General features: G+C 67.3%; 17 protein-coding genes. 14 read left to right on the top strand and 3 right to left on the bottom strand.

Annotation, left to right across the window (positions count from 1 at the left end; all coding sequences use genetic code 11):
• Positions 1-86 precede the first annotated feature (86 nt).
• Genes alr through tsaD form a run of 6 tightly spaced genes read left to right on the top strand, consistent with a single transcriptional unit; the run spans position 87 to position 4,970 of the window.
• Positions 87-1,247 carry an alanine racemase gene (gene alr / locus ABDV69_RS01805; protein WP_343571638.1) on the top strand — a complete coding sequence of 387 codons (1,161 nt, stop codon included), beginning with the start codon at positions 87-89 and terminating at the stop codon, positions 1,245-1,247.
• Between the two features lie 38 nt (positions 1,248-1,285).
• Positions 1,286-2,371 (top strand): alpha/beta hydrolase, encoded by a 1,086-nt coding sequence (locus tag ABDV69_RS01800; RefSeq protein ID WP_343571808.1) that lies wholly within the window; start codon positions 1,286-1,288, stop codon positions 2,369-2,371.
• Positions 2,364-2,879, top strand: coding sequence for a tRNA (adenosine(37)-N6)-threonylcarbamoyltransferase complex ATPase subunit type 1 TsaE (gene tsaE, locus ABDV69_RS01795; protein WP_343571637.1), 516 nt, complete (start codon positions 2,364-2,366; stop codon positions 2,877-2,879). The genes ABDV69_RS01800 and tsaE overlap by 8 nt, the downstream gene beginning before the upstream one ends.
• The gene (tsaB, locus tag ABDV69_RS01790; protein ID WP_343571636.1) at positions 2,876-3,499 is read left to right on the top strand and encodes a tRNA (adenosine(37)-N6)-threonylcarbamoyltransferase complex dimerization subunit type 1 TsaB; all 624 of its coding nucleotides are present in this window, start codon (positions 2,876-2,878) and stop codon (positions 3,497-3,499) included. The genes tsaE and tsaB overlap by 4 nt, the downstream gene beginning before the upstream one ends.
• Entirely contained in the window at positions 3,496-3,948 is a 453-nt protein-coding gene (gene rimI, locus ABDV69_RS01785; protein WP_343571635.1) for a ribosomal protein S18-alanine N-acetyltransferase, read from the top strand. The genes tsaB and rimI overlap by 4 nt, the downstream gene beginning before the upstream one ends.
• Complete coding sequence (gene tsaD / locus ABDV69_RS01780) at positions 3,945-4,970, top strand: tRNA (adenosine(37)-N6)-threonylcarbamoyltransferase complex transferase subunit TsaD (protein ID WP_343571634.1); 1,026 nt, start codon at positions 3,945-3,947, stop codon at positions 4,968-4,970. The genes rimI and tsaD overlap by 4 nt, the downstream gene beginning before the upstream one ends.
• An 8-nt stretch (positions 4,971-4,978) precedes the next feature.
• Here tsaD and ABDV69_RS01775 read toward each other — a convergent pair whose 3' ends face one another.
• Complete coding sequence (locus ABDV69_RS01775) at positions 4,979-5,629, bottom strand: C39 family peptidase (RefSeq protein WP_343571633.1); 651 nt, start codon at positions 5,627-5,629, stop codon at positions 4,979-4,981.
• A gap of 240 nt (positions 5,630-5,869) precedes the next feature.
• Between ABDV69_RS01775 and groES the strand changes: the two genes are divergently transcribed.
• The 3 genes from groES to ABDV69_RS01760 all read left to right on the top strand — a co-directional run bounded on the left by groES (position 5,870) and on the right by ABDV69_RS01760 (position 9,364).
• On the top strand, positions 5,870-6,172 hold the full coding sequence (groES, locus tag ABDV69_RS01770) for a co-chaperone GroES (RefSeq protein WP_163779981.1): 303 nt from the start codon (positions 5,870-5,872) through the stop codon (positions 6,170-6,172).
• A gap of 73 nt (positions 6,173-6,245) precedes the next feature.
• On the top strand, positions 6,246-7,865 hold the full coding sequence (gene groL / locus ABDV69_RS01765; RefSeq protein ID WP_343571632.1) for a chaperonin GroEL: 1,620 nt from the start codon (positions 6,246-6,248) through the stop codon (positions 7,863-7,865).
• Between the two features lie 278 nt (positions 7,866-8,143).
• A complete protein-coding gene (locus ABDV69_RS01760) occupies positions 8,144-9,364 on the top strand; it encodes a CoA transferase (protein ID WP_343571631.1) in 1,221 nt (406 codons plus the stop codon).
• Between the two features lie 17 nt (positions 9,365-9,381).
• On the opposite strand, the gene ABDV69_RS01755 is transcribed toward ABDV69_RS01760, so the two are convergent.
• Positions 9,382-9,690 carry a WhiB family transcriptional regulator gene (locus tag ABDV69_RS01755; protein WP_343571630.1) on the bottom strand — a complete coding sequence of 103 codons (309 nt, stop codon included), beginning with the start codon at positions 9,688-9,690 and terminating at the stop codon, positions 9,382-9,384.
• A gap of 319 nt (positions 9,691-10,009) precedes the next feature.
• Between ABDV69_RS01755 and ABDV69_RS01750 the strand changes: the two genes are divergently transcribed.
• The 3 genes from ABDV69_RS01750 to ABDV69_RS01740 all read left to right on the top strand — a co-directional run bounded on the left by ABDV69_RS01750 (position 10,010) and on the right by ABDV69_RS01740 (position 12,159).
• Positions 10,010-10,819, top strand: coding sequence for a hypothetical protein (locus tag ABDV69_RS01750; RefSeq protein WP_343571807.1), 810 nt, complete (start codon positions 10,010-10,012; stop codon positions 10,817-10,819).
• An 82-nt stretch (positions 10,820-10,901) separates the two neighbouring features.
• The gene (locus ABDV69_RS01745; RefSeq protein ID WP_343571629.1) at positions 10,902-11,480 is read left to right on the top strand and encodes a sigma-70 family RNA polymerase sigma factor; all 579 of its coding nucleotides are present in this window, start codon (positions 10,902-10,904) and stop codon (positions 11,478-11,480) included.
• On the top strand, positions 11,473-12,159 hold the full coding sequence (locus tag ABDV69_RS01740; RefSeq protein WP_343571628.1) for an anti-sigma-D factor RsdA: 687 nt from the start codon (positions 11,473-11,475) through the stop codon (positions 12,157-12,159). Before ABDV69_RS01745 ends, ABDV69_RS01740 begins: the two co-directional genes overlap by 8 nt.
• A 30-nt stretch (positions 12,160-12,189) precedes the next feature.
• Here the strand turns inward: ABDV69_RS01740 and ABDV69_RS01735 are convergent, their stop codons facing one another.
• On the bottom strand, positions 12,190-12,597 hold the full coding sequence (locus ABDV69_RS01735) for a DUF5319 domain-containing protein (protein WP_343571627.1): 408 nt from the start codon (positions 12,595-12,597) through the stop codon (positions 12,190-12,192).
• Between the two features lie 168 nt (positions 12,598-12,765).
• On the opposite strand from ABDV69_RS01735, the gene guaB reads away from it, so the two are divergent.
• Both guaB and ABDV69_RS01725 read left to right on the top strand, forming a co-directional pair.
• Positions 12,766-14,367, top strand: a complete 1,602-nt coding sequence (guaB, locus tag ABDV69_RS01730) for an IMP dehydrogenase (protein ID WP_343571626.1) — start codon at positions 12,766-12,768, stop codon at positions 14,365-14,367.
• A gap of 27 nt (positions 14,368-14,394) precedes the next feature.
• The gene (locus ABDV69_RS01725) at positions 14,395-15,522 is read left to right on the top strand and encodes a GuaB3 family IMP dehydrogenase-related protein (protein ID WP_343571806.1); all 1,128 of its coding nucleotides are present in this window, start codon (positions 14,395-14,397) and stop codon (positions 15,520-15,522) included.
• Positions 15,523-15,545 lie beyond the last annotated feature (23 nt).

Below are 15,545 nucleotides of genomic sequence, written 5' to 3'. Positions count from 1 at the left end.
GTCGACTTGTCGAGCGCACGGGCCCGAATCTCGGCAACAAGTCGACGTTCGGCGGCGCCTTTTGCGGTTCTGGGACAATGAACGCCGTGGCCGTATCGCAGACATCCCGGACACCGGGCGTCCTCGCGGAGGCTGTGGTGGATCTGGGCGCCATCGAGCACAACGTGCGGGTGCTCCGCGAGCACGCCGGCAGCGCCCAGGTGATGGCCGTGGTCAAGGCCGACGGGTACGGCCACGGCGCCGTCGAGGTGGCCCGCGCGGTGCTGGCCGCCGGGGCTGCGGAGCTCGGCGTTGCCACCGTCGACGAGGCGCTGGCGCTGCGGGCCGCCGGGATCACCGCGCCCATATTGGCCTGGCTGCATCCGCCCCGGGTCGACTTCGGTCCGGCGCTGCGGGCCGACGTGCAGATCGCGGTGTCCTCGGCGCGCCAACTCGACGAGCTCCTTGGTGCCGTCCGCCGATCCGGCCACACTGCAGCTGTGACCCTCAAGGTGGACACCGGCCTCAACCGCAACGGTGTCCCGCTGGCTCAGTACCCGTCGATGCTGGACGCACTGGCTCCCGCCATCGCTGAGGACGCCATCACATTGCGTGGCCTCATGTCGCACATGGTGTTCGCCGACCAACCCAACAACCCGATCAATAGCATTCAGGCGCAACGGTTTGCCGAGATCGTGGCGTTGGCCCGCGAGAAGAGGGTGCCGTTCGACTTTGCCCATTTGTCGAACTCCTCGGCCACCATGTCGCGGCCCGAACTGGCCTTCGACATGGTCCGTCCCGGCATCGCGCTGTACGGCCTAAGCCCGGTGCCGACGTTGGGCGATATGGGTCTGATTCCGGCAATGACGGTGAAATGCTTTGTTGCACTGGTGAAATCGATTCAGGCTGGCGATGGCGTGTCCTACGGACATACCTGGATCGCGCAGCAAGACACCACCGTCGCGCTGATGCCGGTCGGCTACGCCGACGGCGTCTTCCGGTCGCTGGGCGGGCGGCTGGAAGTGCTGATCAACGGCCGTCGGCGTCCCGGTGTCGGCCGCATCTGCATGGACCAATTCCTGGTCGACCTGGGCCCTGGGCACGTCGACGTCGCCGAAGGCGACGAGGCGTTCCTGTTCGGGCCGGGCACCCACGGCGAGTCGACCGCGCAAGAGTGGGCAGACCTGCTGGACACCATCCACTACGAAGTGGTGACCAGTCCGCGCGGGCGTATCGTCAGAACCTATCGCGAGGCTGAAAAGCATTGATCGAAGACTACTTTGACGGCGTCCGTATCGGCAATCCGGTGCGGGGACGTTGGTTGGCCGGTGCTGCCGGGATCGGTGTCGTCGGCACTATCGCGGGAGCAACCGTGGCCCGATCGATGCTCAATCGGCGGTCGGGCATCGACGATCCGTTTGCCCACGAGGATTTCGAGACGCTCGACGGTGACCGCAGTTATCTGGTGACCACCCCCGACGGGGTGCACCTTGCGGTTCGTGAGGTCGGGCCCACCGACGCGCCGCTGACCGTCGTATTCGCCCACGGCTTCTGTCTTCGGATGGGCTCCTTTCACTTTCAGCGCATGCGACTGGCTGATGAGTGGGGCTCGCAGGTCAGGATGATCTTCTACGACCAGCGCGGTCACGGGCGTTCCGCGGAGGCGCCGCCAGAGACCTACACGCTGAGCCAGCTCGGCCAAGACCTCGAGACCCTGCTGCAGGTGATCGCCCCGCGCGGTTCGGTTGTGCTGGTGGGCCATTCGATGGGCGGGATGACGGTGCTGGCGCATGCCCGGCAGTTTCCCGAGCACTACGGCAGCCGGATCACCGGGGTGGCGCTGATCTCGTCGGCGGCCGAAGGTGTCGGCAAATCGCCGCTCGGTGAAATCCTGAACAACCCTGCGCTGGAAGCCGTTCGGCTGGCGGCGCGCTCCGCTCCCAAGCTCGTTGACCGCGGCCGCACCGCCGCGCGCTCGCTGATCGGGCCGATTCTGCGGGCGGCGTCGTACACCGATATGCGGGTCAGCCCAAGCATCGTGGCGTTCTCCGAGAAGATGATGCTCGGCACACCTGTCCGGACCATGGTCGAGTTTCTGCACGCTCTCGAGGTGCACGACGAGACGGCGGCGCTGGCTACGCTGGCCAAGATTCCGACCTTGATCGTCTGCGGCGATCGCGACCTGCTCACTCCCGCCGACTACTCCCGGAAAATGGCGGAGGTGCTGCCAGACTCCGAATTGGTGATCGTCGGCAAGGCGGGCCATCTGGTGTTGCTGGAGAAGCCGGCATCCGTCAGCGATGGGTTGGTGCGATTGGTCAAGCACGCCAGCCCCGGCAGATTCACGGTGCTGAGCCGGCGGTTGCGTGATCGGGTCATGCGCCGTGACTGACGCTGAGTCCGATGTTCGTGTCGACCCGTCACGGCCGGCTTCGCCGCGCTCACGATCGGGCATCGCGACACTGCCGAACGTCGAAGACACCGTCGCGCTGGGCTCGCAACTCGGCGGCCAATTGCGCGCGGGCGATGTCGTCGTGCTCTCCGGTCCGCTCGGCGCTGGAAAGACAGTGCTGGCCAAGGGAATTGCGGCAGCGATGGATGTCGACGGGCCGGTGACCTCGCCGACGTTCGTGCTGGCGCGGGTCCATCCGGCACGGCGGACCGGTGCCCCCGCGCTGATTCACGTCGACGTCTACCGGTTGCTCGACCACACCGGCGCAGACCTGCTCGACGAGCTGGAAAGCCTCGATCTAGATACCGAGCTCGACGATGCCGTCGTGGTGGTGGAGTGGGGCGAAAATCTTGCCGAACGGTTGTCCGATCGCCACCTCGACATTCGTCTGGAACGAATTAGCAATTCCGACAACCGAATTGCTACTTGGCAGTGGAGTTGCTCATGAGTCTGGTGTTGGCCATCGACACCTCGACCCCCGCGGTGACGGCGGGCGTCGTTGCCGACGGTGAACTGTTGGCCGAGCGGGTCAGCGTCGACGCGCGTGCCCACGCCGAGCGGATCACCCCGAATGTGTTGGCCGCATTGGCCGATGCCCGGCGTTCGATGGCCGACCTCGACGCGGTGGTGGTGGGTTGCGGCCCCGGCCCGTTCACCGGGCTTCGGGTCGGGATGGCGACCGCGTCGGCGTACGGCCACGCGCTGGGCATTCCGGTCTACGGGGTGTGCAGCCTCGACGCCATCGGCGGGCAGACCAACGGCGAGGTGTTGGTGGTCACCGACGCCCGTCGACGCGAGATCTACTGGGCCCGTTACCGCGACGGCGTCCGTGTCGACGGCCCGGCGGTCAGCGCCCCGGCCGACGTGGTCGCGGGCCGCGCCCAGTCGGTGGCCGGCTCGCCCGACCACGCCGGGCTGTTCGGACTGCCCTGCATCCAACCGGCCTACCCCGACGCGGCGGGCCTGGTTGCCGCGGTGGCCGACTGGTCGCGGCCGCCCGCGGCGTTGGTGCCGCTGTATCTGCGCCGGCCGGACGCAAAGACGCTGGCCGAGCGGGCGGGCCAGTGACCGTGACCATTGACGGGCTGACCGAATCCGACGCCGACCGCTGCGCGGATTTGGAAGCCCTGCTGTTTCCCGGCGACGACCCCTGGCCCACAGTCGCATTCGTGCGCGAACTCGGCGCCGACCACAACCATTACGTGGCCGCGCGCGACGGCGACACCCTGGTCGGCTACGGTGGCATCTCCCGGCTGGGCCGCACGCCGCCGTTCGAATACGAAATCCACACCATCGGCGTCCACCCCGCCTACCAAGGCCGCGGCATCGGTCGGCGAATGCTGGACACGCTACTCGACATCGCCGCGGACTCCGTCGTACATCTGGAGGTACGCACTGACAACGACGCGGCGATCGCGCTGTATCGCAGCGTCGGGTTCGCGCGAGTGGGCGTGCGCAAGCGGTATTACCGGGTCAGCGGTGCCGACGCCTACACGATGCGACGGGAGGCAACGTGAAAACCGTCTTGGCGATCGAAACGTCCTGCGACGAAACAGGTGTCGGCATCGCCCAGCTCGACGATGACGGGACGCTGACCCTGCTGGCCGACGAGGTGGCCTCCAGCGTCGACGAACACGTCCGCTACGGCGGTGTCGTACCCGAGGTCGCTTCGCGGGCACACCTGGAGGCGCTGGGCCCAGCGATGCGCCGCGCACTGGACGTCGCCGGCCTACCGAAGCCCGACGTCGTCGCGGCCACCGTCGGGCCCGGCCTGGCCGGCGCCCTGCTGGTGGGAGTGGCTGCGGCCAAGGCGTATTCGGCCGCGTGGGATGTGCCGTTCTACGCGGTCAACCACCTGGGCGGTCACCTGGCCGCCGACGTCTACGCGCACGGGCCGCTGCCCGAGAGTGTGGCGCTGCTGGTCTCCGGCGGCCACACGCACCTGCTGCACGTCCGCTCGCTCGGCGAGCCGATCGTCGAGTTGGGTAGCACCGTCGACGACGCCGCGGGGGAGGCCTACGACAAGGTGGCTCGGCTGCTCGGGCTCGGCTATCCGGGCGGCAAGGTGCTCGACGAACTGGCGCAGACCGGCGACCGGGAGACGATCGTGTTTCCGCGCGGCATGACCGGACCGCGCGACGAGCCGCACGCCTTCAGCTTCTCGGGGCTCAAGACCGCCGTCGCCCGCTACGTCGAGAGTCACCCGGACTCCTCGACCGCCGACATCGCCGCCGGGTTCCAGGAGTCGGTGGCCGACGTGCTGACCATGAAGGCGGTCCGCGCCGCCACCGACCTAGGCGTGTCCACTCTGCTGGTGGCCGGCGGCGTGGCCGCCAACTCGCGGCTGCGGGAGCTGGCCGCTCAGCGCTGCGAGGCGGCCGGCGTGGCGCTGCGGATCCCGCCGCTGCGGCTGTGCACCGACAACGGGGCGATGATCGCTGCGTTCGCCGCTCATCTGCTGGCGGCGGGTGCGTCGCCGTCGCCGCTGGATGTGGCCAGTGACCCGGGTCTACCGGTGGTCACAGGTCAGGTGCGTTAGCGCTCAAACTAGAGTCGGGGTGCCCACGGGACGGTCCCGTAACCGGTGGCGTCGGTGACGATCAGCAGGTTGTCGCTCGTCGACCACGCTTGACTGAAGACGTCCATCGGGATCTGCTCGTCGCGACCGTTGGGCGTGCCGCTGTCGTTGAGATGGACGATGTTGGCGCCGGTGTCGACCCCGGTGACGACGACGGCGTGGTCAGGCCGGGTCCGATTGCCGTCGATGTTCCAGATCGTCTCGGCGTTGAGCGCGGCGATGACCTTGTGGCCTTGGGCCAGATCCTGTTCGAGGCCTGCCATGGTGTTACCGGTGGTGAGGTTGTTTGCGATGCCGTAGCGCTGCAACAGCATCACCATGTCTTGAGGAGAAGTGCCGTCGAAAAAGTAGACGTCGCCGCCGTGGGACTCGCTCGGGGTGAAGATGCCGCGCATCTCGATGCCGATCTGGCTTGGCTCGTGGCCGGTGAGCTGGCCGACCACGTCGGAAATGGCCATCAGGCCGCAGTCCTCCTGGTGCTGGTACCGCCAGTAGGGCGCGGCGGTCGACGGGTCGCCGTACATCTCGGCGTGGGCGAGCGGGGTCGACCCGAGTGCGGCGACCATCAGCAAGGTCGCGACGGCGCCGGCGCGGGTGGCGTTTCGCAAATAGTTGAGCATTTCTCCAGTATGGGTCTGTCAGTCTGGCAAGTTACTGAAAGCCAATGCGGCAAGTTCGCTCAAAGCACCGACCCACCCTTGAGTGCTAGCACTCGCATGTATAGAGTGCTAGGTGGCAATCGGACATTCCCGGCGTCGGCTCCCGCGACGACGACGCCTAAGGCACGGACGAAAGCCGAAACACCTGGTAAATCGGGGCAACCGCCCCGGATCTGACTAAGTAAGTGGAGGGCTCCAATCGTGGCGAGCGTCAACATCAAGCCACTCGAGGACAAGATCCTCGTACAGGCCAACGAGGCCGAGACCACGACCGCATCCGGTCTGGTCATTCCCGACACCGCTAAGGAAAAGCCCCAAGAGGGCAAAGTCGTCGCCGTCGGCCCCGGCCGGTGGGATGAGGACGGCTCGAAGCGGATCCCGCTGGACGTGTCTGAAGGCGACACCGTCATCTACAGCAAGTACGGCGGCACCGAGATCAAGTACGGCGGCGAGGAGTACCTGATCCTCTCGGCCCGCGACGTGCTGGCTGTCGTCAACAAATAGGCACTCTTGTACCGCCCCGGATCTTCCCGTTTCGACGGGTGAGTTCCGGGGCGGCACTAGTTAGAAGGAAAAAATGAGCAAGCAGATTGAGTTCAACGAGACCGCGCGCCGGGCGATGGAAGCCGGCGTCGACAAGCTCGCCGCCGCGGTCCGCGTGACGCTGGGGCCGCGTGGCCGCAATGTGGTGCTGGCCAAGGCCTTTGGCGGCCCGTCCATCACCAATGACGGCGTCACGGTCGCCCGCGAGATCGACCTGGAAGACCCGTTCGAGAACCTGGGCGCCCAGCTGGTGAAGTCGGTGGCCACCAAGACCAATGACATCGCCGGTGACGGCACCACCACCGCGACTGTGCTGGCGCAGGCCATCATCAAGCACGGACTGCGCAACGTGGCGGCCGGCGCCAACCCGATCGCGTTGGGGCTGGGGATCGGCAAGGCCGCCGACGCGGTTTCCGAAGCGCTGCTGGCATCGGCCACCCCGGTATCCGGCAAGACCGGCATCGCGCAGGTCGCCACCGTGTCGTCGCGTGACGAGCAGGTCGGCGAGCTGGTCGGCGAGGCCATCAGCAAGGTCGGTGACGACGGCGTGGTGAGCGTCGAGGAATCGTCAACGATGAGCACCGAACTGGAGTTCACCGAGGGCGTCGGCTTCGACAAGGGTTTCCTGTCGGCCTACTTCGTCACCGACTTCGACGCTCAGCAGGCCGTGCTCGAGGACGCCCTGATCCTGTTGCACCGCGACAAGATCAGCTCGCTGCCCGACTTGCTGCCGCTGCTGGAGAAGGTCGCCGAGGCAGGTAAGCCGCTGCTGGTGATCGCCGAGGACGTCGAGGGCGAGCCGCTGTCGACGCTGGTGGTCAACGCGATCCGCAAGACGCTGAAGGCCGTCGCGGTCAAGGCGCCGTTCTTCGGCGACCGCCGCAAGGCATTCCTGGAGGACCTGGCCATCGTCACCGGCGGCCAGGTGGTCAACCCCGACGTCGGGCTCTCACTGCGCGAGGTCGGTCTCGAGGTGCTGGGTTCGGCCCGTCGCGTGGTGGTCAGCAAGGACGACACCGTTATCGTCGAGGGCGGTGGCGGTGCTGACGCGATCACGAACCGAGCCAAGCAGTTGCGCGCCGAGATCGAGGCCACCGACTCCGACTGGGATCGCGAGAAGCTGCAGGAGCGGTTGGCCAAGCTGGCCGGCGGCGTGGCTGTGATCAAGGTCGGCGCGGCCACCGAGACCGCGCTCAAGAAGCGCAAGGAAGCCGTCGAGGACGCGGTCGCTGCGGCCAAGGCCGCGGTCGAAGAGGGCATCGTCGCCGGCGGTGGATCCGCGCTGATACATGCCCGCAAGGCGCTCGCCGATCTGCACAAGTCGTTGTCCGGCGACGAGGCCAGCGGCGTCGAGGTGTTCTCCAAGGCGCTCAGTGCGCCGTTGTACTGGATCGCGACCAATGCCGGGCTCGACGGCGCGGTAGCGGTGAACAAGGTGGCCGAGCTGCCGGTCGGGCATGGCCTGAACGCGGCGACGCTGGAGTACGGCGACCTGGCGGCCGACGGGGTCATCGACCCGGTCAAGGTCACCCGGTCGGCGGTGCTCAATGCGGCGTCGGTGGCACGCATGGTGCTGACCACCGAGACCGCGATTGTCGAGAAGCCCGCCGAGGCGGCCGACGACCACGGCCATCACCACGGGCACGCGCACTAGAACCGCCTACCCGGACCACCCCCGGCCAAGCGTCGGGGGTGGTCGGTCTTTACCGTCTCGGGTAGATGCTTCCGGCGATTGGATCTAGTTGGAGCGGTCCCCGCCGCTAATCTTTGAGGGATCAGCGAAGGAGGCAAGCCGATCGACGCGCATCGAGACGGCTACGCGCCCCAGGCCACGTCGCCCGAGCAGGCACGCACCGATATCCGCGCGGCATACCGTCGGTTCAGGCTCATCGACGAATAACTGAAAACTATTGCGAAAACCGAGGACTCGTCATGACTGACGCCAGACCGCTGAGCGGCATTCGCGTACTGGAAGTCGCGGCCTGGACATTCGTTCCTGCCGCCGGCGCGGTTCTGGCCGAGTGGGGTGCCGACGTGATCAAGGTGGAGCCGCGTGAAGGCGGCGACCCCCAGCGCGGACTGGTCACCATGGGCCTCATTCCCGGCGGACCCACCGCCGTCAACTACATGATCGAAATGCCCAACCGCGGAAAGAAATCCATCGGCATCGACTTGACCACACCGGGCGGCCAAGAGGTCGTCCACGAGCTGGCGAAATCCAGCGATGTGTTCCTCACCAGCTATCTGCCCGGCCGTCGCAAGCACTTCGGCATCGAGGTCGAGCAGATTCGCGCCGCGAACCCCGACATCATCTACGTCCGCGGATCCGGTTATGGACCACAGGGCGTCGATGCCGACCGGCCCGGCTATGACGGCGTGTCCTTCTGGTCACGCGGCGGAATCGCCGACGCGCTGACCCGCGAGCAGCCGGAGCCGGTGATGCAAACCCCGGCATTCGGCGACCTGATGGGTGGGCTGACCATCGCCGGCGGCATCGCCGCCGCGCTGTACAAGCGCAAGGCCACCGGCGAGACCTCGATCGTCGACGTCTCGCTGCTCGGCCTCGCGGCGTGGGCGATGACCCCGCAGGTCACGGCAGCGAACCTGTACGGCGGCGACCCGATCCCGACCTTCGCCCACCGCGCGATGCCCAACCCGCTGGTCGGCAACTACCAGACCAAGGACGGCCGCTTCATCACGCTGATGATGCTGCAAGGCGACAAGTTCTACCCCGAGTTCATGACCGTCATCGGCCGGACGGATCTGATCACCGACGAGCGATTCGCCGACGGTCACAACCGCTTCGTGAACCGTGGCGAGCTGATCGACATCATGGATGCCGAATTCGCGTCCAAAACCGTCGATCAGTGGCGAAAGATCCTCACGCCGTTGTCGGGCGCCTGGGCCGTCTTGCAGAAGTCGAGCGAGTTACACGAAGATCCGGCCGTCATCGCCAACGGTTACATTCCCGAGGTGACAGCGATGAACGGCACGCCCTACATCCTGCCGACCAACCCGGTGCAGTTCGACGGGCGCCACGTCCAACCGACGGGCGCACCCGAACACGGCCAGCACACGGAAGAGATCCTGCTGGACGCCGGGGTCGACTGGGGCAAGATCGAGCAGTACAAGCAGGACGGATCGATCCTCTAGGTCGACCCGTCGTCGAACTAGGCGCTGCGGCGGATGCTGCGCCTGCCGCCGATGTCGCGCTTGAGAAGCAGTTCGCGCTCGGTCTCGGACAGGCCGCCCCAGATGCCGTACGGCTCGCCCACGTCCAGCGCGTGTGCGCGGCACTGGGTCATCACGGGACAGCTGCGGCACATCTCCTTGGCCCGACGTTCGCGCTGCAGTCGCGCTCGGCCACGCTCTCCGTCCGGGTGGAAGAACATCGACGAATCCACGCCGCGGCACAGACCTTGTAGCTGCCAGTCCCAGATGTCTGCATTCGGGCCTGGTAATTGCTCCGGTTGCGGCATTGGAGTCCCTCTCTACGCGCCCATGTTCTGGTCGAGCGGGTCGTCGGTGACTACTCGTCGCAACAAACGTAGAGGCGCTAGGGAATTCCCGTCAACACGCTGCACGCCGCCGAATGCTCAACCGCGGCTAGGGAATTTACCCCGAATTCATCGACACGAGTGCTTCGTCGAGTCGAGGTTTGCGTGCCGACGGCACGGTATGTAGAAATATCGCAGCTCGCGGCCGAATCATCCGGCCAACACACCAAATACGACCATCGTTGGATTTAATGTCGGTGTAACTCAGAAACCATGAAGTCTTAACGTGTAGAACGCCGTGATACATCTCTCTTCCGACTCGTCCGGCGAGTCGGGCCTGCTGGCTGCCGCCTTCGGCGAGCTGCCCGGAAGCTGGCCGTTACCCACTGCTATTACACCCGATCAGCTGTGGTTACGCGCGGTGGCCGCCGGGGGACAGGGCCGCTACGGCAGCGCGCACGCCGATCTCGCGGTGTTGCTTCGAGCCGGCCCGCCGGGTCGACTGGCCTCGCTCGCGCTCAGCGCACGGGCATCGTTTCTGCGCCAATTGGGCTGGCACGAACTGGCCCGCGGATGGGACGGCCGCGCGCTGGCGCTGGCGGGTGACGATCCGGAGTCGGTCGGCGATGCGCTTACCGGGCTGGCCGCCGACGCGCTAGGTGTCGGGCGGTTGGCGGCGTCCGCGACGCTGCTGGCGCGTGCCGAACCGGTCGTGGCACGCGCGCCGCACCGGGTCGCGGTGCGCCGCGCCTGGGTCTCCGCGGAGTTGGCGATGGCCGCCGGCGAAGGTAGCTTGGCGGTTCGCAACGCCGAGTTCGCGGTGGAGTTGGCGGCGACCACGCTCGATGTGGCAGCCCGGCATCGGGCCAAAAGTCAGGTGGTGTTGGCCGCCGCACTGTGCAGCGCCGGCGCCGTCGACCGTGCCCGGACTGTCGCCGACGCAGCGCTGGAGCTCACCGGCGGACTGGGGCTGACCCCGTTGCGATGGGCGCTGGCCTGCCTGCTGGCCGACCTCACCGACGCGGAAGGCAGGATCACCGAGTTGCGCGACATCCGGGACGACTGTGCGCGCCGCGTCGAGCACTGGGGCGGAGCCTGGCGACGGCCCTGAAATCCGCCGGGTGGTTATTGTCGAAGTGACATCCCACGGGCCGGGCGCCACCCGGCTCGTAACGCTGGAGACGTTGCCGCCGATGACAACGCAAGAGGACCATCTCGACGCGATTGTCGCCGACGCCGTCGCAGGTGATCGGGACGCGCTTCGAGAGGTCCTGGAGACGATCCGCCCGATCGTGGCCCGATACTGCCGCGCGCGCCTCGGCACATTCGAGCGGAACGGTCTATCGGCCGACGACGTGGCACAGGAGGTTTGCTTGGCTGCCGTGATGGCGTTGCCGCGATACCGTGATCGCGGCCGCCCGTTCTTGGCTTTCGTATACGGCATCGCTGCACACAAGGTCGCCGACGCCTACCGCGCCGTAGGCCGTGACCTGTCCTATCCGACCGAGTCCGTTCCGGAACGGCTGTCGAGTGAGCCGGGACCCGAGCAGGCGGCGATGGATGCCGACTCAGTGACCCGGGTGAGCGAACTGCTCGACGTCCTACCGGACAAACAACGCGAGATACTGATCCTGCGTGTGGTGGTCGGGCTGACCGCAGAGGAGACGGCCCAGGCCGTCGGCAGCACCGCCGGCGCGGTGCGCGTCGCCCAACACCGCGCGCTGGCGCGGCTCAAATCCGCGATCACCGCGGCGGGACGTGACTATGTCTGAGCCTGGTGACCAACCCCGCCCGCAAGAGGTGGTGCGCAGCGCGCGTCTCGTCGACGCCCTGGCCAATCGCGGGCCGGTCGACTTCGCCGACCTCGCCGGTGACGGCGACGCCGGAGACCGTGAGCTGGCCGCAGTGTTGGAGGCCTGGCGCGACGATCTGCGGGGCCGCCCGAACACCGCGGTGTGCGCCGTGCAGGACGCGGCGGAAGCGCTCAACCGAGGGCTGACCGGTCGCCGACGCGCCCGGCGCCGGATGACGCTGGTCACGGCGGTGGCCGCGGTGGTGCTCGGCGTCGTGGCAATCGGTGCCGTGTTGGGCCAGGTCAAGCTGGGTTACGCGTTTTACGGACTCCGGACGACGCTGTTCGGCGAGCCGGCGTCGATGCATGACGAAGAGATCGCGTCGTCCGCCGAGGCCGATCTGGATCAGGTTGAGCAAATGATCGCGTCGGGGCAATGGGATCAGGCCAACGAAAAGTTGGCCGCGGTCGGCGCACACGTTCAGACGGTGAAGGACGTCGGTCGCAAGCAAGGGCTGATCGCGAAGGTCAATCGGCTGAACGCCAAGGTGGTCAGCCGCGCCGCCCACCCACCGACGGCCGACGCGACCACCTCGGTGGCGGTGACACCGCCAGGCGTTTCGGTGATAACCGTTGCACCTAACCCATTTAGTGGGTGAGCGGGAGGAATCGCTCAGCGGCGAGCCGCGCTATTCCCGTGAAATCGAAGTGTCCGTGTTCGCCTCGTTCAGCGAGGCATCGGCGTATCCGCGGCAGTAGTCCCAGGTCACGTAGGAATCGGGCTCGGGGTCGTAGGCCGGCTCGTGCGGACGGACTGTGCCGTCGACCAGCAGCTGAAGCAGGTTGGCGCGCAGCATGTCCCAGTCGTGGTAGTGGTCTTGCTGACACTCGTCGCAGCACACCACGAGGCCGTGGATTCCCTTGTGCGCCAACAGGGCTTCGTACACCGCCAGGTCAGCCAGGTCGGCTTCGACTGCCATCCGCTCCTGCGGGTCCAGCGGCTGGCCGGGCTCGACAGCGTCCAGCGCTGCCGACGGATCGCAAGGGTCGTCGGCAAATGGGTCAGGCGGCAGGCCGGGCGGAAGATAGTCACGCACGGGTCTACAGTACGCATTCTGACGGGCATCCCGCCAGCGCGACCCCCGCAGCCCAGCCGTCATGTCGCGGTCTGGCGAGTGTTGCCGCGGCGCGGGTCGTGAGCACCAGCCGGGTGAGCCGATAGGATGAGTCGATCACTCCGCGCTCGTATTGGGAGGGCCCCGGCTATGTCATCTGGCTTGTCCCGTCTCGAAGGCGGTAGCGACCTGATCGTCACCTCGTATCCTCGGGTTGGTGGCTTCCCGGAGGATCCGGTGCCGACCGGTGGTGACGATCCGCAGAAGATCGCGATGCTGGGACTGACCTTCGACGATGTTCTGCTACTGCCCGCTGCCTCCGATGTGGTGCCGGCGACCGCCGACACATCCAGCCAGCTCACCAAAAACATTCGGCTGAAGGTGCCACTGGTCAGCTCCGCGATGGACACCGTGACCGAGTCGCGGATGGCGATCGCGATGGCCCGGGCCGGCGGTCTCGGCGTGCTGCACCGCAACCTGCCGATCTCCGAGCAGGCCGGACAGGTCGAGACCGTCAAGCGCTCGGAAGCCGGCATGGTCACCGACCCGGTCACCTGCAAAGCGGACCACACGCTGGCCGAGGTGGACGCGATGTGCGCCCGGTTCCGGATCTCCGGGCTGCCGGTCATCGACGACGCGGGCCAGCTGGTCGGCATCATCACCAACCGCGACATGCGCTTCGAGGTCGACCAGTTCAAGCACGTCGCCGAGGTGATGACCAAGGCGCCGCTGATCACCGCTCAGGAGGGCGTGAGCGCGGATGCGGCGTTGGGCCTGTTGCGCCGGCACAAGATCGAGAAGTTGCCGATCGTCGACGGACACGGCCGGCTGACCGGGCTGATCACCGTCAAAGACTTCGTCAAGACCGAGCAGCATCCCCTGGCGACCAAGGACAGCGACGGCCGCTTGCTGGTTGCCGCCGCCGTCGGTGTCGGCGACGACGCCTGGGTGCGCGCGATGACGCTGGCCGACGCGGGCGCCGACATCTTGGTAGTCGACACGGCGCACGCCCACAACCGGCTGGTGCTCGACATGGTCCGTCAGCTCAAGGGCGAAGTCGGCGATCGCGTCGAGATCATCGGCGGCAACGTCGCGACCCGATCAGGCGCTACCGCGCTCGTCGAAGCGGGAGCGGATGCGGTCAAGGTCGGCGTCGGTCCCGGATCGATCTGCACCACCCGCGTGGTGGCCGGGGTCGGGGCCCCGCAGGTCACCGCGATCTTGGAAGCAGTAGCGGCGTGTCGTCCGCATGGTGTGCCGGTGATCGCCGACGGCGGCCTGCAGTACTCCGGCGACATCGCCAAGGCGCTGGCGGCCGGCGCCTCCACCGCGATGCTCGGCTCGCTGCTGGCCGGTACCGGCGAAGCGCCCGGCGAGCTGATCTTCGTCAACGGCAAGCAATACAAGAGCTACCGCGGCATGGGATCGCTGGGCGCCATGCAAGGCAGGGGCCTGGCAGGGGGATACGCCAAGTCCTACTCCAAAGACCGCTACTTCCAAGACGACGCGCTGTCCGAAGACAAGCTGGTCCCCGAGGGCATCGAAGGCCGGGTGCCGTTCCGCGGGCCGCTGTCGTCGGTGATCCACCAACTGACCGGTGGACTACGCGCCGCGATGGGCTACACCGGTGCCGAGACCATCGAGGCACTGCAGCGGGCGCAATTCGTTCGCATCACCGCGGCGGGTTTGAAAGAAAGCCATCCGCACGACATCACGATGACCGCCGAAGCGCCCAATTACTACGCTCGGTGAACTGATCTAAGGACACTCATGCGTGACATGGTTGAGATCGGCATGGGCCGAACCGCCCGGCGCACCTACGAACTCGATGACATCAACATCGTGCCGTCGCGACGCACCCGCTCGTCGCAGGACGTCACGACGGCCTGGCAGCTGGACGCCTACCGGTTCGAGATCCCGATCGTGGCGCATCCGACCGACGCGCTGGTGTCGCCGGAGCTCGCCATCGAACTCGGGCGGCTCGGCGGGCTGGGTGTGCTCAACGGCGAAGGACTGATCGGCCGTCACGCCGACGTCGAAGCCAAGATCGCCCAGGTCGTAGCAGCAGCAGCGGCCGCTCCCGAGCCGTCGGCGGCTATCCGGCTGCTCCAGCAATTCCACTCGGCTCCGCTGGATCCCGATCTGCTCGGCGCCGCGGTGGCCCGCATCCGCGAGGCCGGGGTCACCACCGCGGTCCGGGTCAGCCCGCAGAACGCGCAGGCGCTGACGCCGGCGTTGCTGTCGGCGGGCATCGACCTGCTGGTCATCCAGGGCACCATCCTCTCCGCCGAACGGGTCGACAGCCACGGCGAGCCGTTGAACCTCAAGACGTTCATCTCCGAGCTCGACGTCCCGGTGGTGGCCGGCGGCGTGATCGATCACCGCAGCGCGCTGCACCTGATGCGCACCGGCGCGGCGGGCGTCATCGTCGGCTACGGCTCGACCAGGGGAGTGACCACCAGCGACGAGGTGCTTGGCATCAGCGTGCCGATGGCCACCGCGATCGCCGACGCCGCCGCGGCCCGGCGCGAGTACCTGGACGAGACCGGCGGCCGCTACGTGCACGTGCTCGCCGACGGCGACATCCACACCTCCGGCGATCTTGCGAAGGCCATCGCGTGTGGCGCCGACGCCGTCGTGCTGGGCACCCCGCTCGCTGAGGCCGCCGAAGCGCAGGGCGACGGCTGGTACTGGCCGTCCGCCGCCGCCCACCCGTCGCTGCCACGCGGTGCCCTGCTGCAGATCGCGGTCGGCGAACGGCTGCCCTTGGAGCACGTTCTGAACGGCCCGTCCGACGACCCGTTCGGCTCGTTGAATCTGGTCGGCGGGCTGCGCCGTTCGATGGCCAAATCGGGCTACTGTGACCTCAAGGAATTCCAGAAGGTCGGCCTGACCGTCGGCAGCTAGCGCCCGGCCAGTTGACGGCCCGG

Source organism: Mycobacterium sp., assembly GCF_039583785.1.
GTDB lineage: Bacteria > Actinomycetota > Actinomycetes > Mycobacteriales > Mycobacteriaceae > Mycobacterium.
The sequence above is the reverse complement of the archived record's forward strand: the minus strand, read 5'-3'. Positions and strand labels throughout refer to the sequence as shown.